This window comes from Pseudanabaena sp. lw0831 (genome assembly GCF_016584665.1).
Classification (GTDB): Bacteria; Cyanobacteriota; Cyanobacteriia; order Pseudanabaenales; family Pseudanabaenaceae; genus Pseudanabaena.
Genome location: NZ_BBJB01000008.1, coordinates 1 through 21,051 on the forward strand (window position 1 = coordinate 1; position 21,051 = coordinate 21,051).

A 21,051-nucleotide genomic window follows, 5' to 3' on the forward strand; every position below is an offset into this window, starting at 1 on the left:
CCCGCCGCAACATTTTTGCGGTCAATTATTTTGTGGAAGTCCCTTAGGCTGAAACCTGCCATTTTCTATACCTTGTTTTTGAGGCGAACGCGCACTCCTTTCAACAGTTTTTTGGCAGGACGACCGACAGAGCCATTGCGGAGTAACTGATGGCAGATGTCAAACAGTAAATTGCCATAGCGTTTTTCGCCATCAATAATTGCTATTGCCGATACACTGAACTTTAGGAATTTAGATTTGAACCATGAATATTTCTAGCCAACTTTTACAGCTTGCCTCATGGATGGCTGGAGAATTTAGCAACCGCGAACAATCGCTAGATCAACCTGTTTGGTTTGTAAATTTAGTCTGGTGGCAGCGTCCCATCCCATTTAATGTCTTAGGCAGCATAGCCATCTTTGCCGAACAAGCCAATGCCCTGATCCTCGATCGCCCCTATCGTCAACGTATTTTGCAATTTGTGAAAAATGACGGCAAAATTCAAATTAAATATTGGGGATTTAAAGATCCTGTTACATGGACTGGGGCAGGACGCGATCAAGATCGCCTCAATCAAATCACCATTAATGACATTGAGCCTCTCAGTGGCTGCTTATTAGATGTAACTTTTGATAATGGTCGATACAAAGCCGAAATGCCCAAGGATGCTAAATGTTGTTTCCAATATTTAAACGAATCGCGCCAAGTTATTTTAGGTTTTGAGGTTAGCGCTGATGAATTTTGGAGTGGCGATCGCGGAATTAATGCTGACACAGGATCGGCAATCTGGGGTGCGATCGTAGACTTATACAAATTTAGCAAAACTCAAGATTTTGGGAACGAGATCCTAAACAAATAGCTAGGAAGTGACGCTTGATAGTTAGCAATGACCGTACTTACCCGATCGCGCAGAATTAGTGACATAATGTACAGGAAAACTTAGGATAAAACTGATACTGCTATGTCAGACGGAAAAGGATTTGGCTTTGGTTTAGGCAAAATGAAAGAAGCCTTCCAAAAAGCGCAGCAAATTCAAGAAGGTGCAAAAAAGCTACAAGAAGAATTAGATGAACTGCGCTTAACTGGTGAATCTGGTGGTGGTTTAGTAAAAATCACCCTAAGCGGCAACCAAGAACCCCAAAGCGTGGAAATTTCGCCTGAAGCTTTGAATGAAGGTGCTGAAGTTTTGTCCGACTTGGTACTTGCAGCCCTAAAGGATGCTTATCAGCTTTCTACTGGCACAATGAAGCAAAAAATGGAAGATCTCACAGGTGGCTTGGGTTTACCCGCAGGTTTCTAACTTTTCAAGAAGTGTTTTCAAGAAGCGTGCAAAGTACACTTCTTGAACGAGTCTAGAATTTTTATTTGATACTTTTTATGATTAACAACCCCGCTTTGCGCGTACAGCGCCGCAACCAGCCTGCCACACTTATTCCCACAGAGCAGCAAGCATCTATTCTGGATTGGCTAGAGTCTACAGGTCGCCTGATCGCTAGAGAAGGTACTGAGTCGAGCTTAAAGTTTGATGATGAAGCTGAAGAATTAAGTGAATTGATGTTAGGTGATGACCCTAACTACATCGATGACGATGACGATGATGATGATAACGACGATATTGATTAGACATAAAAAATGCGGCTAGCCGCATTTTTTATGAGGTAATATGCCCAAAAAACAGAAATTTCCGCATCTAATCGGTTCCAAGTGGACTGCTATGCAAGAAACTTTCGGTTGGCGACATTTTGTCGTAGTGAATCGCAAAAATGAAGGAGAACTAGTTTTTGCCGAGATCAAAGCAGCTTGTGATGATTCTGTAAGATTTTGGCTAAATGCTAAGGCTCTGAATCGGCGATCGCTATGGTTGCCTGGTTGGAAAACTTTAAAAGAAATGTAAAAAGCCTGCTCAAGAGAATGCTTAAACAAAAAAAGAAAGGTATCGCGGAGCGATACCTTTCTTTTTTTGTTTAAGCTGTGGCTAAAGCTTTGATATCCATGAGCTTTAAGAAACGATCGAAATTAAAGTATTTTGCCATCATGTCGCAGATGCTAGTTACTTTCACTCCTTCATGCAGGCGAACTTGCCCTAGACAAGATTCGATAATACCGACCGTACTGAGTGTATCTTTACTGACTGAAAGAATCGGGACACCTAATTCCATGGCTTTATGAGCAACATCATCGCTAATAAAGGGACGACCTGTCAAAATCAAGCAATTTGTTGATGTTTCTAGCGCTGCGAACTGGAGATCGATACGACTGCTGCCTGTAACTACGGCTTTGTTATAGGACTTGCGAAAATAGCTTTGGGCTGAGTTGACATCCATTGCGCCAATTTTTAGTTCCTCAACCATTACTTTCCCTAAATCAATATTTTCAGGACAACAGAGGACGGTTGCACCAAGTTGCTCGATGATTTCAGAGACACTGACACTCCGCAAAGTGCGGTTTTCGGGCATGAGGGCAAAAACAGGAATACCTTGATTTTCGAGATAAGGGTGAAGAACCTCGATCGCAGTTTCATACTGTTCATCGGGAATATCATTGATTACAACTCCTAATAGGCGATCGCCAAAGCGTTGTTTTGCCACCAAGATATGGTCAACTACTAACAGCGAGCCAAATCGCATTACTAACAAAATAGGAGCTTCAAGTTGATTTGCCATTTCCTCTAGTGAAAGCCCAAAAATTGCGCCCTCAGCTGTATTTGCAGGTGCTTCTAAAAGCACGAGATCGCCTTCAATTAATTTTTTATACTCATCCAACTTATTACTGTAATCAGCTTTATCTTCCCCAGATAGTCGGCGTTGGAGAGCAGAGCGATCTAGATTAAGTAGAGTAGGTCGCAAAAGTGATTGCGGTAAATTTAGCACTTGCTGAATAAATTCCACATCAGCTTCAGTGCGTTCGGCTGATTCGGGTAATTCTTTGGTCGTAAAAGTACCAATTGGCTTACCATAGCCAATTTTGTAACCTTTAACTTGCAAGTTATATGTTAATCCCAAAATTGTTGCTGATTTTCCACTGCCTGATCTGGTGGAACCAATCAGCAAATGCTTAGCCTGTGGCACGTCTTGCCCTCAAAAAATGATTACAATCTTTACAGGGTTGTATTAAAGCTTACATCCTGTTTGGCTATTGTAACTGATGGACTGTTACGGATGCTTGTTGATATTGGTTAATTGTGCATATGGATTATGCAATATCTCGATAGAGAAACAAAGCATCACTATCGAAATATTGCGTCACTAACGCGACAAGCATCAAATATTTCTTTGGGATCATGTACTCGCAAGATATCTGCGCCGCCTGCAATACAAGAACTACAAGCTGCAATCGTCCCATACAGGCGATCGCTAGGATCTGGGCGATCGCAAAGTTTACCAATAAAGCTTTTGCGGGATACGCCTAGCAATAGAGGTGCGCTGATCTCCTTAAAGCTGCGCAAATTTTTTAAAACTTTAAGATTATGGTCAAGAGTTTTACCAAAGCCGATCCCTGGATCGATCGCAATTAAATGTTTAGGAATACCGCAAGCTTTGGCTACCAAAATTGCATCGGCGAGAAATTGCTTAACATCATCCACCACATTGCGATATCGAGGGTTTTCTTGCATAGTGCTTGGTTCACCTTGCATATGCATTAAAAAAATCGGTACTTGCAACTTTCCCGCTAGAGGTAGCATTTCAGGATCAAATCTCCCAGAGGAAACATCGTTGAGCATATCTGCTCCTGAGGCGATTGCAGCTTTTGCGACACTTGCCTTAACTGTATCAACGGAAATCGGCAAGTTTGGATAGGTTTCGCGGATAGCTTGAATAATTGGCAAAATGCGATCGCATTCTTCGGCGGCGCTGACTGGCTGAGCATTTGGTCTAGTCGATTCGCCGCCAATATCGAGTATGTCGATATATGGAAACATTTGCTCGACCTGTCGCAGCGCTGCATCCCGTGAGTTAAAGTGACCGCCATCGCTAAAACTATCAGGCGTAACATTCAAAACGCCCATGATATAAGTGCGATCGCCCCAAATAAATTGGCGATCGCGGATTTTCCAGTTAGTTAATTTAGTTGAGTTAGCAGTCTTACTTGTACTTGGATTCAATGTTTCAACCTCAGAAATTTTTACAGCGCTTGGCGCTATCAAGTAAATAGGAGGCGCTCTGCGCCTCCTATTTACTTAGATGTCCGCAAGAACTTCAGCGGGATGGGGTTCGGCTTTGACTGAGAGATAAATTTTCTCGATCTCACCTTCTGGACTGATCACAAATGTATTGCGGAAGATACCCATGTATTCTTTACCCATCATTTGTTTTTTGCCATAGCTCTCGTAGGCTGTTGCAACTTGAGCATCGACATCACAAAGCAATGGGAATGGTAAATCAAACTTTTCGGTAAATTTTTGATGAGACTTGGCATCATCAGTACTGACACCAAAAATCAGCGTATTCTTGGCTTGAAACTGAGCATAGTTATCACGAAAGCCACAAGCTTCTTTGGTGCATCCAGGGGTGTTATCGCGAGGATAGAAATATAGAACCACACGCTTACCTTTCAGACTAGAAAGGGTCACGATGTTGCCGAGCGTATCAGCAACGCTAAAATCTGGGGCGCGATCGCCAACATTCAAAGCCATAGATATTCTCTATAAGTTGTTATCCAAAACATATTATGAATCACTACTGCCTGACAGTGCATATCAACTTTTGCAACCTCAGCGAGGCAAGGTGCTTAAGCCCCCTTGCTCTTTAAAAGTAGTCATTCTTGCTGGGTTTGCAAAAACAAAGCTTTGTGTAATGATCTGTGGCAGTCGATCGCAAATGCAAATTTTTGCAAAAGAACCTGTGAACCCTTGGCTCAGTTTGTTGCAACAGCATCGCATTATCGCCGTTATTCGAGCCGATAATATTGTGACCGCACGGGAAATGGCTCTTGCCGCCGCCGCAGGTGGGATTAAGCTCATCGAAATTGCTTGGAACACCGATCGCGCCGAGTCACTGATACCCAAATTGCAGCAGGAATTACCTGATTGCAAAATCGGCACAGGCACAGTTTTAGATTTAGATAGTGCTGAAAAGGCGATCGCCTGTGGTTGCAGCTTCTTATTCACGCCCCATATTAATCCTGATCTGATTGCTAAAGGTGTCGAAAATAATATTCCTGTAATTGCAGGGGCGCTGACACCAACAGAAATAATTGCCGCATGGCAAGCAGGAGCAGCAGCCGTCAAGGTTTTTCCGATCAAGGTAGTGGGTGGGATTGACTACTTAAAGTGTTTACAGCCAATCTTGCGGGATATTCCCTTAATTCCCACGGGCGGTATTACTATTCAAAATGCCGATCAATTTTTGGCGGCTGGCGCGATCGCTGTGGGTATTTCCAGTCATTTATTTTCGCCAGAAGCGATCGCTGAAGATGATTGGACAACGATCATTGCGCGATCGCGAGCTTTAATCCAAAAAGTTCAACCATTTCAAGATCAATAACTTGTCGTGCGAAGCACGACACGTCATAGTTAATTTATGCAGTATGCAGCATTAGGTTTAGATGTCGGCAGAAAACGTATCGGTGTAGCGGGATGCGATCGCCTCGGTATATCAGTACATGGCATTACAACTATTACTCGCAAATCATGGGATGAGGATATGGCGATCTTGAGATCGCTAATTATTGAGCGCGATATCGATACTCTTGTGATCGGGTTGCCCTACAACATGGATGGATCGTTAGGACATCAAGCCAAACATGTTCAAAAATTTGCCCATAGCGTCACTAAACAACTCGGCATGATTTTAGAATTTGTCGATGAGCGCTTAACCTCCTACGAGGCCGAAGAAATGATGCGATCTCAGGGCATTTCCACAAGACATAACAAAGAAATGATCGATCGCAAAGCCGCCGCCTTAATTTTGCAACAATGGTTAGCGCTAAAGCGCCAGTCTGCAACATAGAAAGTACAAGTTCTAATTTTCGTTTAAGAACAAGGGGCTTAAGCCCACTAGTTTGTTCTAATCAATTGTCCGATTGCTATAACTGTCACATTTGCTGTCATAATGCTTAAAAGCGCCAAAAGCCTTATACAAGAGGGTTTCTCTGAGCTAGTAGTGCTATAGGATACAAAACAGCAATCTATGGAAGGATCGACGATCGTACTTACGGATGACGCAGGTAAGAGCTTGCCTTGCACTGTCGAAACCGCGTTTAAAGTGGACAGCACCGAATACTTGTTGCTGCAACCAGTGGACTTTTCTGTGCAAATCTTTGCATGGCAAGAAACCGATGACGAAGAAGAGACTGAATTAGTCGATGTCACTGAAGAGGAAATTGACCTAATTTTCCCAGTAGCTCAGGCGGTTTTAGCAGAACAAAATCTTTCCCTCAAACGTTCTGCCCATACATTGACCGTTCAGGGTGAATTACCTGAACCAACTGAAGACGATATCATTGAGATTGATACCGAAGAAGATGGGAACTGTGGTGAATTTCAAGAGTTAGCCCATTTTTACTATGAAGAGCAAGCTTTTTCTGTGTTTACATCCCTAGATCCTCTGATGTTTATTGCCAAAGTTGGAGATGATGGTCAACCCGAAATTCTCACTCCTGATGAAATGGTAGCCCTTGAGCCTTATGTGGAGCAATATCTAGACCATGTCCTCAGCACAGAAGATGCCGAAGAAGAGATCTAATTGGCTGTTTTATGGTGTTGCCGTTCCCTTAACTATCCTCGTTACTGGTATCGCTAGCAGTTCTTGGTGGATTTGGGCAAGTGCAGCACCTAGCAATTTTGGGGCAAAAATTCGTTTAACTATATCCGATGGGATGCCAACCCAATCGATCGCCCAAGAGCTAGAATCGGCAGGTGTAATTCGCTCTAGCATAGCTTTGCGGCTATGGGTTACTTGGCAATCACTGCGAAGCAGTGAGCCAGTAGCTTTGAGAGCGGGAACCTATGACTTTGCCACTAATCAGTCATTGCCAGAAGTTGTTGCTCAAATTCAGACCGCAAAATCCTCGGAAGTCCGATTTACGATTCCTGAAGGTTGGTCGATCGCACAGATGGCGGATCTATTTGAGAAACAGGGATTTTTTACGGCTAAGGATTTTGTGGCGGCAGCTCAGCGTGTCAGTCCTAGGCGACGCAACTGGATTCCTGAAGATGTGCCAAGTTTGGAGGGGTTTCTCTTTCCTGATACTTATCAAATCTTGCCATCGGAAGCGACACCCGATCGCATTATGGATTTGATGCTTGATCGCTTTGAACAAGTAGCTTTACCTGTTTATCAAGAAAATCAGTCTGGTAAGCCGAAGGTCAAAGTTAGTCTCAAAGATTGGGTCACTCTGGCAAGTATTGTTGAAAAAGAAGCGGTAATTGAATCAGAGCGGCGGATAATTTCGGGTGTTTTTTGGAATCGCATCAAAAAAAATATGCGCTTAGAGTCTGACCCCACGGTTGAATATGGCTTAAATATCAAACAAACTCCTGAAAATCCGCTTACCTTAGATCAGGTGCGTACCGATTCGCCCTATAACACTTATCTAAATGAAGGGCTACCTCCAGGGGCGATCGCTTCAGTCGGATTAGCTAGTCTCAAGGCAACTCTTGATCCTGCAACCACTGACTACTTATTCTTTGTGGCTAAGTTTGATGGCAGTCATGTATTTAGCCGCACCTTAGAAGATCACGAAAAAGCGCTACAAGCGATCGACAAAAAAATCCAGCAAAAAACACCCAAACAGTAATCAAAAAACAAAATAGAGTTGCAGCCCGAAGCGCCGCAACTCTATTTTGTTTTTTACTGAACACTTAGGCGAGGCGCAACTGTTCTAGCACAAAGCGCTGTAAGATATTCTTAATTATTTAATTAACATTTTTAAAATATTTGTGAAACCTTGGCATCTTATCTCTCCTGACTTAGTTCTGTCAGCACCAATTTACGCGATCACTCCGCAACTCATGGAAACTCATGGTTTACGCGGACTGATTTTGGACGTTGACAATACATTAATTGGTGATGATGAAGCCGATGTGTCAGCAGAAATTCGTGTTTGGATCGAGCTAATGCGGTCAAAATATCCCATCTGGCTAGCTAGCAATAACTTTAGCGATCGCCGTATTCAGAAAGTCGCAGAAAGTTTAAATCTTCCCTATCGTAGTCGCGCGGGCAAACCTTCGCGTCGGGTTGTGCGTCAAGTTCTCGAAGCAATGGAATTACCAGCTTCTCAGGTAGCGATGGTAGGCGATCGCCTATTTACAGACACCATTGTCGGTAATCGCTTGGGATTATTTACAATTTTGGTACAGCCTCCTTGCGAAGAACTTGTGTTCAAGCCATCGATCGCCACGATATTTAAAGCGCGATCAAGTTTTCTCCGCAACTGGGAAATTTGGATTGCCCGTAAATCTGGTGTGAAAATTTAAAAAATGGGTGTGCTATGCACACCCATTTTTTAGGGTTGCAAAGTCGGTGTTTCGACTGGGCGAATGATCGGTGGGGTGATTTCTGGATCTGGCTTAAAGATTGCTGCGATCGCCTGTTGTAAAGTTTGTGCCATCACAATGCGATTTTCATAGGCAACAATTACGCGGACTAGGGTCGGCAATTTATTTTGAGTTGATTCTAAATAGAGTGGTTCTACATATAAGAGTGACTGTTCTATGGGAATAATTAACAAATTCCCTTGAATCACTCGCGATCCTTGGCGGTTCCAAAGTGAAATTTGTTGAGAAATAACTGGATCTTGGTTGATTCTAGCTTCGATTTGTTCGGGTCCATAAACAAGTATTTGTTTAGGGAAAGTATAAAGCAGAAGTTTGCCATAGTTCTCTCCATCCGATCGCGCCGCCATCCAAGCTACAAGATTTGTTCGTTCTTTAGGAGTGAATGGCAAAAGTAGAATGAACTCTTCAAAGGGAACCTCAGGTAAACTCGTAATCAAATAATAAGGCTCCACCAAACGCGGTTGATCCCCATAGACTTCATTGGGGATTTGCCATTGATCTTCACGGTTGTAGAACACTTGAGCATCAGTCATGTGATAAGTCATCAAGCGTTCTGACTGAATTGAGAATAAGTCCACAGGATAACGCAAATGCTGACGTAATGCTTCAGGCATTGCACTCATGGGTTTAAACAAATCAGGAAAAATCTTTGCCCATGTGTGAATAATCGGATCGCTGGGTTCGGCAATATAGAAATTCACATTGCCATGGTAAGCATCAATCACAACCTTGATCGAGTTACGAATGTAATTGAGCCCTTCTTTGCCAATATCTGAATAAGGATAGCGATCGCTGGTTGTATAGGCATCAACAATCCAATAAAGGCTACTTGGATCATTAGCCTGCGTTTTGGTACTTGCCGCCACTAGATAAGGATCACTGTCATAGCGCAAAAATGGGGCAATCGCCTTAATCCTTTGCATAATGTTCCGCCGAAACAGTAACTTGGTTTCGGGCTGAAATTCTGGAGTTACAGCCATGCGCCAATCATTCAGATACTTGGCAAATAGCATTCGTCGCCACCATGAATCAAGGGCAAGCCCACCTCTTCCATCGTAAATGTTGTAAACATTATCATTGTCGCTAGGATAATCTAGCTCCTTTACCTTTGTACCCGTCATCACATAGGTGTCAGTATTCTCTCCGTAATAAATACGAGGCTGACCAATCGGAATACTTGTCCGCACCGCCTCGCTAGAAGTGGTGAGAGGAGTACCTTCGGTGATGCCAATATCTTTAATAAAATATTCAGGTAAGCCCCCAGCCGCAACCCGATTTACAGGACTCAGCGTAAATCCATAACCATGGGTATAAATCAAATGTTGATTAACCCAAGTTTGTGCTTCTTGGGGAACTGCTGCATAGTCTAATTCTCTTGCTGCGATGAGTACCTGTTGCTGGCTTGCTGGAGACTTGGATAGCTTCTCCTCATTAATTGTATAGCGGTCTATATCTGCATCAGGAAAACTGTAATAAAGACGGATTTGTTGAAGTTGGCGATTGGTGGCAAGTAAGGGTTGTTTATCCCAAAGGCGAATATTGCGAACCGTTAAATCATTATTTTGAATGGATTTTTCGGTTAACTTGCCCTGTGGATTAAAAACTTGAGAACTAATACTTTCGAGTCCAAATGCTTGACGGGTAAAGGAGATTGTGCGTTGGATGTAGGGCTGTTCACGGGCGAGTTCATTCGGCTGTACGATTAATGATTGCACTGCGATCGGTAAACCCTCTCCAAGCCCGATCGCCATCGTCAGATATAAGATTAATACCGCTACTACGGGCTTGCGGCTTACAGGCTGACGATGAAATCTAATCCATCTCAAAATCAAGTAAATAGCGATCGCTAAAGCTAAAATACTTAGTCCTGTGTAGACTGGCAACTGCACGACATTATCGGTATAGCTAGCTCCGTAAGAAACTCCGCGTGGTGAATATAAAAGTTCATAACGATTGAGCCAATAACTAAATCCAATCACCAACATCACAACGCCACCAAGTTCGTAGAGATGGCGCTGTTGATCGTGGGAAATCCCGATAAATTTGCCTTCGCTCAGGCTATTTCCCGATAGTAAATAAGTTAAAAATACAGCGATAAAAACATATAGACAAATGCCAACTAGCCCAAATTCCACAACTTCCAATGTGGGCAAATTGAATATATAAAAGCTAATATCTTGATTAAAAACTGGCTCAGTGGGTCCAAAACTAGTGGATTGAAAGGAAGGAATAATTCGCATCCACTGCCGTGAGATCACCCATGCTGTGAACGCACTGAGTAAGACTGCGATCGCTCTCAGTAAAAACTTTGGATAAACCAACAAGGCAATCGCTAACCCAATAGTCACGACTGCGGAGAGGCGCTCTCTTAAGGTGTGAACTACCAATTGACCGATCAGATCTGGTCTAAATAGTAAGGGTGCGATCGGGGCAATACTTGGCTGAATCACTGACGGTCGCCATTGCGCGATCGCTACCTGTCCATAATGAATTATGAGCAAACAAATTAGAAAGCTCAAGCTTAAAACTAGCGGTAATAACCAACGCAATCGTAGAGATGTCGGGATGTATTTTGCTGATATTGCTTGTTGCTTATTTAGGTGCTGATTTGGAGATGCTCGCTTGCGCATTTTAGACTGTCGCCGTTCAGCGTCGCTGGGCAAATCAGCATATTTCAGTGTTTCAGCAGTCTGCAAATTTCTGAATAGATAGACTAAGGCGATCGCGAATACGGCACTTCCCAACCCAATTTGCCAAGTAATTCGCAACAAATACATCGACAAATAGCCCATTTCTTGAAACCATAAAATCTCGGCTCCCAGTCGCGCCACGATTTCACTAGTCAAAACTAAACCCGCAATCCCCAGCAAGATCCAAAGGTAATAGCGCTTAGACAAATTAAATGTGGTTAGTTTTGCGGAGATTAACTTCATAATTTTATCTAGAAGCTAGAGACTTACGCCATAGCCCTGCACTCAAGTGCGGGCTAAAAGCTCAAACCCGTTGAAACGGGTTGATTTAGAAGTATTCTTTAGTACACTTCAGTGGACTTGAGCTTTTAGCCAAGAACTTGAGTTCTTGGTTTCAGGGTAAAGCGCTGTAAGTTGATGATACAGTCATTACAAGATCTTTTCTAACTAACAACAATGGGAAACCTTCAGGGACGCGATCTTCTTAGTTTGGCAGATTTGCAACCAAGCGAAATTCAGGAATTGCTGACTCTTGCAAAACAACTCAAAGCAGGAGAAGTCCAGTTTGACTTTCAGCGTAAAACCCTTGGATTGCTTTTTCGCAAAGCATCAACAAGAACGCGAGTTAGCTTTACCGTCGCCATGCATCAACTGGGCGGGCATGTTATTGACCTCGATCCCAATGTGACGCAAGTCAGTCGAGGCGAACCGATAGAAGATACCGCCAGAGTACTTGATCGCTATTTGGATGTTTTAGCAATTCGCACCTTTGAGCAAGTGGAGTTAGAGACTTTTGCCAAATTCTCGAAGATCCCAATTATCAATGCCCTGAGTGATTTAGAGCATCCATGTCAAGTCCTTGCAGATTTACTAACCGTGATGGAAAACTTCGGCTCTTTGAAAGGGTTAACCCTCACTTATCTCGGTGATGGCAATAATATGGCGCATTCCCTGATGATCGGCTGTGCTCTCGTTGGTATGAATGTTCGCATTGCTTCACCGAAAAATTTCATGCCCGATCCTGCTGTTGTTGCTCAAGCAAAATCTCTAGCTATTAATTCTGAAGTAATCGTTACAGATGATCCTAAATTAGCATCACTAGCAGCGCATGTCCTGTACACAGATGTATGGGCAAGTATGGGACAGGAATCAGAAGCAGAAGATCGGATTCCCATTTTCCAGCCCTATCAATTGAATGCGAAGCTTATGGCTCTAGCAGATAAAAATGCGATCGCTTTACATTGCTTACCTGCTCATCGTGGTGAAGAAATTACTGATGAAGTAATGGAAGGCGCTCAGTCTCGCATTTGGGACGAAGCCGAAAATCGTCTTCATGCTCAAAAAGCCTTACTAGCTAGCGTTCTTTAGATTGAGTCCGCGCTTTGCGCGGATTCAATCTAAACTAACTTTCTGGCTCACTGTTAATTTCGATATCTAGGGTATCTTCGTCAATCTGAATATACAAAATATTTGGCTGACAGCAAACCTGACAATCTTCTACATACGACTGTTGCATTCCTCCACTGAAATCAACAAATGTTGTATTAGTCTCCCCACAAAAAGCGCAGGTATATTCAGCAGTATCTTGCATGACTTAAAAATTGATCGTATTGTACGCGATTAAACCAGCAATTTGAATATTTCTCAAAGTAGTTAGAGCGATCGCCCCCAACCAAATATTTACAAATAGCGATCGCCCAATCCCCCTTGACCTGACATGATTTTGGGGCCAAAGGTAATGCGATCTAGCCCTGCTATTGCTTTCATTGTTTTTCACCTCTTACTCTATTTTAATTGCTGTATAGTCCTGTTCTGTTAGTTCAAATTCTGGATCGATGATTTTTACTTCGTCATAGGTGAGTTGATAGGGGCTGGAAACTAAGCGATCGCCTTTTCTAATTCGCTTGTATCAGCATGGCGATCGCTAATAGACTTCATTATGAGTACCAATATCAAGTAAAACTATTACTTCTGTCTGTTCTTGAGAAACTTCTATAGTAAATAGAATTCTACAGTCATAGCCACAGGAACAGGCTTTTAACCCTGCTAATTTCCCTTGTAGTGAATGAGTACTTAACTGAGTTGCAAAAACGTCTTCTTTCATTAATTGTAATATTTGAATGAGCTTTGGCTCAAGCTGGTAATTACGCTTTACAAATTTCCGAAATGATCGTTTAAATTTTGGCGTTAAAACTAGTTCTCTCATTAGTCTTCTGCCAAAGTTGTTTGTAGTTCAGAAATGATTTCTTCTATGGGTTGAGGTTTTAACTCTCCACGATAAAAGGCAGCGATCGCTTCTTTTGCATCTTGAGCAATTTCCTCACGACGAGCTTCAATCATTTGATTTTTAACGATTTCTAAAAGCATTTCTCTTTGTTCAATCGAAAGCTGATTAACTGTTAAAATTGCATCTTCTAATGTAACCATTTTAGATATCCTAATATGTTTGATTGTCTTGATTATAGCGAAATCTCAAGAATTTTATTCCGATTCACATCCCTCACATATTTTCCTTGTCACCTCTCTCCTTCTACTATTTTAATTTCTTCTTCTGTCAACCCATAAAGTTGATAAACTAAATTATCGATCGCACTCTTTTTCTAATCCGCTTGTATCAGCATGGCGATCGCTTTACTCGTCTTGCAGCTTTTCTAGATCGGCTAGGTCTTGAAGTCGCCCAGAGGCTAATTTTTTTTTGAGATTGTCAAGATTAATAATTGTATAAACTCTTTGAAATCTTGGATGAGCATTGTATTTATATTGGTGATATTCTTGGCGGATTTGTTCGAGTTCTTCTAGTCGTTTTTGGGGTGTTTGTTGTTGCCAGTATTGGAAGTCGCTGGTTTGTTGTTTGAGGGAAATTTTATTAATGACTTTTTCCATGTTTTTATCCTGTTTTAATTGCTGTGTATTCTTGTTTTGTTAGCTCGAATTCTGGGTCGATCGCTTTTACTTCGTCATAGGTGAGTTGATAAAGTTTGTAAACTAATCGATCGCACTCTTTTTCTAATTCGCTTGTATCAGCATGGCGATCGCCTTTTTTAGCAGTTTGTCATAGTTTAAGCAAATTGACTGGATAAGCTCGAACTGCTTCGTCTACTGTTGCGATCGCCATATCATTTTGTAAGGCTTGACAAATAAGCATTCTGTCAAATGGATCTCGATGTAAAGATGGGAGTTTAGCTAGTTGAGTTACACTGGCTTGATCAAGATCGAGATTAAGAATTTGATGGCGATAGCAGTGTTTAGGGAAATATATTTCAGGTGATTCTGGTAATGGTAATTTGCCTAACTGATATTTAACAATGGCTTCCCAAGTCGAAACAACGCTTAAATAAATCTCGTTGTCTAGATCTTGTATGATTTCTTGCATATCTGTCGGTAATCGTTGATCTCGACTGATAAACCATAGGAAAATATGTGTGTCTAGTAAAATTTTCATTTTCCTTCAAAGGCATTCAAAATTTCGTCTGACAGTGGTGCATCAAAGTCTTCAGGAACGACAAATTCTCCAGCGCATAAACCAAATGGGCGTAGTTTTTTACTCTTTGGTGTAACTGCTTTAGGGGAGTTTTGATTTTTGAAGGTTTCTGATAGCTGGATGTTCTCAGATGTATCTAGGTCTTCTGCAAGAATCCGAATTAGTTTCAGTTTTTCTGTTACAGAAAGTTTTCGGGCGGCGGGTAGTAGTTCGGCAAGTGTCATGTTATATACCTCCTATTCTATTTTAATTGCTGTGTATTCTTGTTCTGTTAGTTCAAATTCTAGATTGATCGCTTTTACTTCGCCATAGGTGAGTTGATAGAGTTTGTAAACTAATTGATCGCACTCCTGTTCTAATTCACTTGTATCAGGATGGCGATCGCCTTTTTTAGCATCAATAATTTGCCTGACTTTAACAATTAACTCGTTGCGTGAAACACCGAAGCTTTTAGGAATCGGGAATGTTCCCATTTCGTTAATCTTAATCTGATATCAAAATGCGTAAACCCGATCCGATCCATAACCGCCGCGATCGCAGGTTCCGCAATCTGCGTATAGAAAAAACCTTTTTTCTTGCCACTCAAGCGCTTCTCTTCAAAATCAATAAACTTCTTAACTAAAGCCTTATCGTTAAAAAACAACTGTTCAAAAATAGCCGCATCAAAAACAAACCACTCATAAATATTAGTCACCACCAAATATTTAACATCAAGATTTTTATGGATAACCCTTTCCCGCAAAAAATACAAAACTAACTGCTGAAAGGCTTTCCTATTGAGATTGTCCACCTTTGTCATCTCTGCGCTATTCGTTTTTGTTGGCTTCTTCGTCTCGAAGATCACCCCAACCGTACTGCCAACATCCTTTTGATTATGAATAACCAGATCGCTATTTTCTTTCGTATTAATGAAATAGAGATCGCCGTAATAAGTCTTTTTAAAAAACTCAATAATAAGATTCTTGTGAAACTCTTCTGATTTCGTCTCATTAATCAGGTCAATCAGCACAACCAAATTAGCCTTAAACTTCCCAATATGCTTACCATCGAGCTTAACCTTCAAATAGGCTTTATTTAATGCTTCTCTTAGCTGTAGCTTGTTTCCTGACATGAAAATTTACTTACAAAAATAGATCTAAGACTTATAGAATAGCTTATAGACGTTTTCAGTTGAGCGTGACACAAAAAATGTAGGGTCAATTCTTGAATTGACCCTACATTTTTTAAATTTTTTTGTACGGTAGTCAGATCAAAGTCATTTTGATACCACCCGCAGGGGCAAGTGTCACACCTCGACGTTGTGGCTTAACTGGCTTGCGATCGCTTAACTCCAAATCATAATTTAAGAGAATTGTTGCCAAAACGATCTTCATCTCAAATTGGGCTAAAGCCTCACCCACACAACGCCGCACACCACCACCAAAGGGCATAAACTCATAGGGAGAAAATTGGCGATCGAGAAAACGCTCTGGTTTAAATTTCTCAGCATCAGGATACAATTCTTCCCGATGATGTAAGAGATAGATACAACCAAGCACAATCGTATTTGGCTCCAGTTTGTACCCCAATAGTTCCACAGGCTCTACTACAACTCTAGGGAAAGTCAGCATCGCCACAGGATGAATTCGCAAAGTTTCATTACAAACTGCGGTCAGGTATGGCAAGCGAAAAATGCTCATCCAATCCATTGGATCGGCGATACTCTTTAACTCATGCAATAGTTTCTCCTTGACATCTGGTAAATGATGTGTCCAATACAAAGCCCAAGACATTGCCGTTGCAGTGGTTTCATGCCCTGCAAACAATAATGTTAGAAGTTCATCGCGCAACTCCAAATCTGTCATGGGATTACCTTCTTCATCCCTCGCTGTCATTAGCATCGATAGAATGTCCGTGCGATTAAGATCGACATTAGCGCGACGTTCCGCTATTTCCATGTAGATTAATTGATCAATTTGCTCCCTTTGCCGCACTAAATTACCCCACGGACTCCAAGCCCCGAGATCTTTTTGAATGGCTGGGAAGAATAGAAAAGAAGAAGTTAAAGGTGAAGTAAATAGCTCACTCAGTCTATTCATGAGCATCTTGAGCTGCTGACAACGCTCTCCTTCATACAGACCAAATACAGCTTGTAAGATGATTTGCAATGAGATATCTTGCATTGCCTCACGGGCAAGAAAGTTGGGATTTGTCGTTTTGTTTGCGAATAATTTGTCAAATACCTTGGTTGTGATCTCAAAGACTAACTGCCCATAATTTTGCATACGTGAGCCATGAAATGATGGCATGATCAAGTGTCTGCGTTTTTTGTGGCGATCGCCATCTAACATGATGACGCCTGAGCGACCCAATATTGGCTCTAAGATGGCATTTAGCTCACCAGGGGCGCTAAATTGTTTGCGATCATTGGTTAGCATCTGCTGAATGGCTTGAGGTTCGTTCAGAAATACGATCGCGTTGCCAAAGCCAACAATCTGAGATGTAAAAATATCTGGATACTTTCGCGCCGCCGTCACCATATAACCCACAGGATCGGCGACCCATTGAATTTGCTGCAATAAAGATATGGTATCGATTTGGTTAATAGCTGTGAGCATATTTACTCTATTGATTTGAGCTTTTTCCATTTTATATCAACTATTAAAAGAGAATTGTGGTGCAAAGCGCCGCAACTCTCTTTTGGGGTAGGAAAAAGAAAGCTTAAAATTCAAAAAGGCAAAGCGCCCGCAACGGGTGGCACTTTGCCTTTTGGGATTCAAGGTACGTTACTAATCAAAGTAAAAAGATACAGCAAGAAAAGGAAAAAGACGGTAAAGATAAAGTAATGAGAAAAAGAAACAAAGTCAAGCAACAGCCGAGAGAGCCAGCAATTCTCATTATGAAACCGATTTTGGGGTTTCCAGCGCCAAAGGCGCTGGAAACCCCAAAATCGGTTTTTTGAAAGCCCGCCGTAGGCGGGCTTTCAAAAAACCGATTTTTATAATGAGAATTGCTGCGAGAGAGCATAAGGTACTGTTTCAAGTCGATCGAGATCGATGATCACCATCGAAAAGAATGATGCTTAAAACTTTGTAAAGTTTAGTACAATACTTAACATTCCATAGAGTAAGTATTTAGACTCATTGACATGACATTAGTCCAATTTCCTTGGCTTACCGCGATCGTCCTGCTGCCCCTCGTAGCTTCCTTGCTCATACCCATACTGCCCGACAAAGAGGGCAAAACAGTACGTTGGTATGCATTAGGTGTGGGCATCGCTGACTTCATTTTGATGTGCTACGCCTTCTGGAAGAACTACGATCCGAGCAGCGCGACATTTCAACTCGCGGAAAAGTACACTTGGATACCCCAATTAGGTCTTAGTTGGGCAGTTTCAGTCGATGGCATATCAGCACCTCTAGTACTACTGGCTGGACTTGTCACTACGCTGTCAATCTTCGCCGCATGGCAAGTTAATATTAAGCCGCGCCTGTTTTACTTCCTGATGTTGGTGCTGTACTCCGCGCAGATTGGTGTATTTGTCTCCCAAGATTTACTTCTATTCTTCATCATGTGGGAAGTTGAGCTAATTCCTGTCTATCTGCTCGTTTCGATCTGGGGAGGTCAAAAACGTCAATATGCAGCTACCAAATTTTTGCTTTATACCGCCGCCGCATCTATTTTTATCTTAGTTGCTGGCTTAGCGATGGCGCTTTATGGCAACAACCTAACCTTTGACATGGCTGAGCTAGCCCTTAAGGAATTCCCCCTTGCCCTAGAGCTTCCACTTTATGCTGGTTTATTAATTGCCTTTGGGGTCAAGCTGGCGATTTTTCCATTACATACTTGGCTTCCTGATGCCCATGGGGAAGCATCATCACCTGTATCGATGATATTAGCAGGTGTATTGCTGAAAATGGGTGGTTATGGATTAATTCGACTGAATATGGGATTACTCGATCATGCCCATGTTTATTTTGCTCCAGTTTTGGCAATGCTCGGTGTGATCAATATTGTCTATGGAGCCGTGAATTCCTTCGCTCAAACCAATATGAAACGCCGCCTTGCCTTTTCATCGGTTTCGCACATGGGATTTGTGCTAATTGGTATTGCTTCCTTCACTGATTTGGGAATCAGTGGTGCGATGTTGCAAATGCTATCTCATGGCTTGATTGCTTCGGTTTTATTCTTCTTGGCAGGTGTGACTTACGATCGCACCCACACAATGTTGATGACCGAAATGGGCTATATCGGTAAGGTAATGCCTAAAGTATTTGCATTGTTTACAGTCGGTGCATTAGCTTCTCTTGCACTCCCTGGGATGAGCGGTTTTGCTAGTGAAATTTCGATATTTATGGGCATGACCACTAGTGATGTTTACAGTTCAACTTTCCGAACTGTGACTGTCTTCTTAGCTGCTGTTGGTGTGATCCTTACACCGATTTATTTGCTCTCAATGTTGCGCCAAATTTTCTATGCATCGGATTCAAATCCATATTGTGATATCAATCCATCTTGCGATATTTCGGATATCAGTCTCAAAGCTCAAGGCAATCAGGAAGTAGTTTGTTTCGGTACAAGTTGCGTTTTGCCTAGCGAAGCTGATTTTAGCGATGCAAGACCTCGCGAAGTGTTTATTGCGGTTTGCTTCTTAGTCCCCATCATTGCGATCGGTGCTTATCCAAAAATGGCAACCAATCTTTACGATGCCACAACAACGGCTATCAATTCACAAATGCGTCTTGCCCACGAGCAAGTTGCTTTGATAAGGAATAATGAAACTTTCGCGGTGAAATCTAATTTCCCCACGCTTTCCGAAGTTAGAGTTAATGAGGTTGTAGCGAATAAGTAGAAATTCTCACCAATATAAAACATAAAACAGCGCACTCATGTGCGCTGTTTTATGTTTTATATTGGTGCGGTCAAGTGTCTTAGGACATAAAACCAAAGAAGAGAGGGATGGCGCGAAGCGCCGCCCCTCTCTTCTTTGGTTTTGATTTTGTCCTATCACAATTGAGTGTAGCCACACTTTTGTGAATTAAAAATCCAACGATTAAGAGTTTTAAAAACGCAAAATGGCGAAGCCATTTTGCGTTTTGGTATTAATTGCGGCGCACTTTAGGAACTTGACGTGTAGATAGATCGCTCTCATCTAAAATTTGCTTGACTTGAGGCTGTGACAAGACTATTTTCACATCGGCAATTAAGCGATCGCCCCAGAGATTTTCCACAAGATAGGGGATTTTTCCATAGCGTGGATCGATTTTCATCGCTTCAACGCCTAGTTCAATGGCTTTAGCGCGATCGCCCTTACGATAAAAGGCACTGGCAAGAGCGAGGGTTGGTTCGGCAGCAAGAAATTCCACTTTTTCAGCTTGCTTGAGGGAGCTTTGCCATTTGGCGATCGCCTGATCGACATTGCCGCGCTCATACTCAACTAGACCGATATTATTAGTGGCTGCCCAAAATTTGGTGTCAATGACTAGAACATTGTTATAGATTGTAACGGCTTCATCATAACGTTTAGTCAAAAAGTAAGCATTGCCTAGGTCAAACATTGCCGAAGCAGCTTTTGGCTCAAGAGTCAAACCCTGTTTGAGATTGCTAATTGCTTCAGGATAATTTTTATTGCGAAGATAAGCTGCCCCCAAACTGAATAAGATCGTTGGCTCGTCTTTTTTTAGTTGATGAGCTAATGTTAACGAGGCGATCGCTTCGGCATACCGCTCTTTACGGAGATAGATGCTACCGAGAATGCCTTGAGTTTGAAATGCTTTGGGCGCTAGTTGTACAGCTAGACGAGCGCGAGGCAAAGCTAATTCGTACTGCTCAAATTGAGCAAGTTGTGCAGCTTCCCTTGCCAAATTGAGCGCTTGCTCTTCTAAATTGCCAAAATTAATCCTTGTTGTATGGGGCAGAAGAGCTTGAGCGCGTAGTGGAGAGGCTCCAACGCTAACTGATGCAAGTATTGCCAGCAACCAAATTCGATAACGCACAGGTATAACTCTTACCAATTGTGAATATTGTGAATATACTTCAAATGATAGCGCTTCTTTATAAAAACCGATTTTTGGTTTGCCCAAAACCCAGAAAATTAGAGAGGGTTGCGAAGTGATCCTCTCTAATTTTCTGGGTTTTAAAGATTTTTTGAGTAGCGATGCTTGCTAGAATATCTCTAGAATTTTGTTTGATTTATTAATCATATTTAAGAAAACTGCTATGGACTTTCTAAACCCTGTATTTTCACTATTTTCCAGTATTAATTTTCAGCTAATTTTTCAATTGACTTGTTTAGCTCTGATTGTCGTTTCTGGCCCAGTCATTATCTTTTTGTTATCAGCGAACAGTGGCGATTTGTAATTTAGCCCAAAAAAGAGGACGGTGCAACGCACCGTCCTCTTTTTTGCGTTTTAAGTCATAGAGTT

At 42.0% G+C, this 21,051-nt stretch carries 26 protein-coding genes; 12 read left to right on the forward strand and 14 right to left on the reverse strand.

Going from position 1 to position 21,051, the window contains the following annotated elements; translation table 11 throughout:
* Positions 1-244 precede the first annotated feature (244 nt).
* The 4 genes from APA_RS01975 to APA_RS01990 all read left to right on the forward strand — a co-directional run bounded on the left by APA_RS01975 (position 245) and on the right by APA_RS01990 (position 1,873).
* The gene (locus tag APA_RS01975) at positions 245-838 is read left to right on the forward strand and encodes a chromophore lyase CpcT/CpeT (protein WP_201320651.1); all 594 of its coding nucleotides are present in this window, start codon (positions 245-247) and stop codon (positions 836-838) included.
* A 102-nt stretch (positions 839-940) separates the two neighbouring features.
* Positions 941-1,279 carry a YbaB/EbfC family nucleoid-associated protein gene (locus APA_RS01980; protein WP_103669061.1) on the forward strand — a complete coding sequence of 113 codons (339 nt, stop codon included), beginning with the start codon at positions 941-943 and terminating at the stop codon, positions 1,277-1,279.
* 77 nt (positions 1,280-1,356) lie between these two features.
* The gene (locus tag APA_RS01985; protein WP_201320652.1) at positions 1,357-1,602 is read left to right on the forward strand and encodes a DUF3134 domain-containing protein; all 246 of its coding nucleotides are present in this window, start codon (positions 1,357-1,359) and stop codon (positions 1,600-1,602) included.
* A 40-nt stretch (positions 1,603-1,642) separates the two neighbouring features.
* Positions 1,643-1,873 (forward strand): TIGR02450 family Trp-rich protein, encoded by a 231-nt coding sequence (locus tag APA_RS01990; protein ID WP_201320653.1) that lies wholly within the window; start codon positions 1,643-1,645, stop codon positions 1,871-1,873.
* Between the two features lie 70 nt (positions 1,874-1,943).
* Here the strand turns inward: APA_RS01990 and APA_RS01995 are convergent, their stop codons facing one another.
* The 3 genes from APA_RS01995 to bcp form a co-directional block, all read right to left on the reverse strand.
* Complete coding sequence (locus APA_RS01995) at positions 1,944-3,047, reverse strand: phosphotransacetylase family protein (protein ID WP_201320654.1); 1,104 nt, start codon at positions 3,045-3,047, stop codon at positions 1,944-1,946.
* A gap of 158 nt (positions 3,048-3,205) precedes the next feature.
* Positions 3,206-4,081: a dihydropteroate synthase gene (gene folP, locus APA_RS02000; protein WP_236579366.1), complete on the reverse strand. Its 876-nt coding sequence runs from the start codon at positions 4,079-4,081 to the stop codon at positions 3,206-3,208.
* Positions 4,082-4,156: 75 nt separating this feature from the next.
* Positions 4,157-4,612, reverse strand: coding sequence for a thioredoxin-dependent thiol peroxidase (gene bcp / locus APA_RS02005; protein ID WP_201320655.1), 456 nt, complete (start codon positions 4,610-4,612; stop codon positions 4,157-4,159).
* Positions 4,613-4,772: 160 nt separating this feature from the next.
* On the opposite strand from bcp, the gene APA_RS02010 reads away from it, so the two are divergent.
* The 5 genes from APA_RS02010 (at position 4,773) to APA_RS02030 (ending at position 8,395) form a co-directional block, all read left to right on the forward strand.
* Complete coding sequence (locus APA_RS02010; protein ID WP_236579367.1) at positions 4,773-5,462, forward strand: bifunctional 4-hydroxy-2-oxoglutarate aldolase/2-dehydro-3-deoxy-phosphogluconate aldolase; 690 nt, start codon at positions 4,773-4,775, stop codon at positions 5,460-5,462.
* A gap of 36 nt (positions 5,463-5,498) precedes the next feature.
* Positions 5,499-5,927 carry a Holliday junction resolvase RuvX gene (ruvX, locus tag APA_RS02015; protein WP_201320656.1) on the forward strand — a complete coding sequence of 143 codons (429 nt, stop codon included), beginning with the start codon at positions 5,499-5,501 and terminating at the stop codon, positions 5,925-5,927.
* A 180-nt stretch (positions 5,928-6,107) separates the two neighbouring features.
* Positions 6,108-6,662: a DUF3727 domain-containing protein gene (locus APA_RS02020; RefSeq protein ID WP_201320657.1), complete on the forward strand. Its 555-nt coding sequence runs from the start codon at positions 6,108-6,110 to the stop codon at positions 6,660-6,662.
* Positions 6,625-7,716, forward strand: coding sequence for an endolytic transglycosylase MltG (mltG, locus tag APA_RS02025; protein ID WP_236579368.1), 1,092 nt, complete (start codon positions 6,625-6,627; stop codon positions 7,714-7,716). Before APA_RS02020 ends, mltG begins: the two co-directional genes overlap by 38 nt.
* Before the next feature lie 127 nt (positions 7,717-7,843).
* Positions 7,844-8,395 (forward strand): YqeG family HAD IIIA-type phosphatase, encoded by a 552-nt coding sequence (locus APA_RS02030; protein WP_374101336.1) that lies wholly within the window; start codon positions 7,844-7,846, stop codon positions 8,393-8,395.
* A 29-nt stretch (positions 8,396-8,424) separates the two neighbouring features.
* Here the strand turns inward: APA_RS02030 and APA_RS02035 are convergent, their stop codons facing one another.
* Positions 8,425-11,409, reverse strand: coding sequence for a UPF0182 family protein (locus APA_RS02035; RefSeq protein ID WP_201320658.1), 2,985 nt, complete (start codon positions 11,407-11,409; stop codon positions 8,425-8,427).
* A 213-nt stretch (positions 11,410-11,622) separates the two neighbouring features.
* Between APA_RS02035 and argF the strand changes: the two genes are divergently transcribed.
* Positions 11,623-12,534, forward strand: coding sequence for an ornithine carbamoyltransferase (argF, locus tag APA_RS02040; RefSeq protein WP_201320659.1), 912 nt, complete (start codon positions 11,623-11,625; stop codon positions 12,532-12,534).
* A 34-nt stretch (positions 12,535-12,568) separates the two neighbouring features.
* Here argF and APA_RS02045 read toward each other — a convergent pair whose 3' ends face one another.
* From APA_RS02045 to APA_RS02085, 9 genes are all read right to left on the reverse strand, one after another.
* Complete coding sequence (locus APA_RS02045; RefSeq protein WP_094532913.1) at positions 12,569-12,757, reverse strand: CPXCG motif-containing cysteine-rich protein; 189 nt, start codon at positions 12,755-12,757, stop codon at positions 12,569-12,571.
* A 333-nt stretch (positions 12,758-13,090) separates the two neighbouring features.
* On the reverse strand, positions 13,091-13,372 hold the full coding sequence (locus tag APA_RS02050) for a type II toxin-antitoxin system mRNA interferase toxin, RelE/StbE family (protein WP_201320660.1): 282 nt from the start codon (positions 13,370-13,372) through the stop codon (positions 13,091-13,093).
* Complete coding sequence (locus tag APA_RS02055; RefSeq protein WP_201320661.1) at positions 13,372-13,593, reverse strand: hypothetical protein; 222 nt, start codon at positions 13,591-13,593, stop codon at positions 13,372-13,374. Before APA_RS02055 ends, APA_RS02050 begins: the two co-directional genes overlap by 1 nt.
* A gap of 204 nt (positions 13,594-13,797) precedes the next feature.
* A complete protein-coding gene (locus APA_RS02060; RefSeq protein WP_201320662.1) occupies positions 13,798-14,049 on the reverse strand; it encodes a hypothetical protein in 252 nt (83 codons plus the stop codon).
* A 169-nt stretch (positions 14,050-14,218) separates the two neighbouring features.
* Positions 14,219-14,608, reverse strand: coding sequence for a type II toxin-antitoxin system VapC family toxin (locus APA_RS02065; protein ID WP_201320663.1), 390 nt, complete (start codon positions 14,606-14,608; stop codon positions 14,219-14,221).
* On the reverse strand, positions 14,605-14,871 hold the full coding sequence (locus APA_RS25040) for a hypothetical protein (protein ID WP_236579370.1): 267 nt from the start codon (positions 14,869-14,871) through the stop codon (positions 14,605-14,607). Before APA_RS25040 ends, APA_RS02065 begins: the two co-directional genes overlap by 4 nt.
* Before the next feature lie 12 nt (positions 14,872-14,883).
* On the reverse strand, positions 14,884-15,120 hold the full coding sequence (locus APA_RS02075) for a hypothetical protein (protein WP_201320664.1): 237 nt from the start codon (positions 15,118-15,120) through the stop codon (positions 14,884-14,886).
* Positions 15,069-15,758, reverse strand: a complete 690-nt coding sequence (locus APA_RS02080; protein WP_201320665.1) for a hypothetical protein — start codon at positions 15,756-15,758, stop codon at positions 15,069-15,071. Before APA_RS02080 ends, APA_RS02075 begins: the two co-directional genes overlap by 52 nt.
* A 133-nt stretch (positions 15,759-15,891) precedes the next feature.
* Positions 15,892-17,244 (reverse strand): cytochrome P450, encoded by a 1,353-nt coding sequence (locus APA_RS02085; protein ID WP_201320666.1) that lies wholly within the window; start codon positions 17,242-17,244, stop codon positions 15,892-15,894.
* A gap of 530 nt (positions 17,245-17,774) precedes the next feature.
* Between APA_RS02085 and APA_RS02090 the strand changes: the two genes are divergently transcribed.
* Positions 17,775-19,478 carry an NAD(P)H-quinone oxidoreductase subunit 4 gene (locus APA_RS02090; protein ID WP_201320667.1) on the forward strand — a complete coding sequence of 568 codons (1,704 nt, stop codon included), beginning with the start codon at positions 17,775-17,777 and terminating at the stop codon, positions 19,476-19,478.
* Positions 19,479-19,728: 250 nt separating this feature from the next.
* On the opposite strand, the gene APA_RS02095 is transcribed toward APA_RS02090, so the two are convergent.
* Complete coding sequence (locus tag APA_RS02095) at positions 19,729-20,622, reverse strand: tetratricopeptide repeat protein (RefSeq protein WP_201320668.1); 894 nt, start codon at positions 20,620-20,622, stop codon at positions 19,729-19,731.
* A 223-nt stretch (positions 20,623-20,845) separates the two neighbouring features.
* Here APA_RS02095 and psb30 point away from each other — a divergent pair, with 223 nt between their 5' ends.
* Complete coding sequence (gene psb30 / locus APA_RS02100; RefSeq protein WP_201320669.1) at positions 20,846-20,986, forward strand: photosystem II reaction center protein Ycf12/Psb30; 141 nt, start codon at positions 20,846-20,848, stop codon at positions 20,984-20,986.
* Positions 20,987-21,051 lie beyond the last annotated feature (65 nt).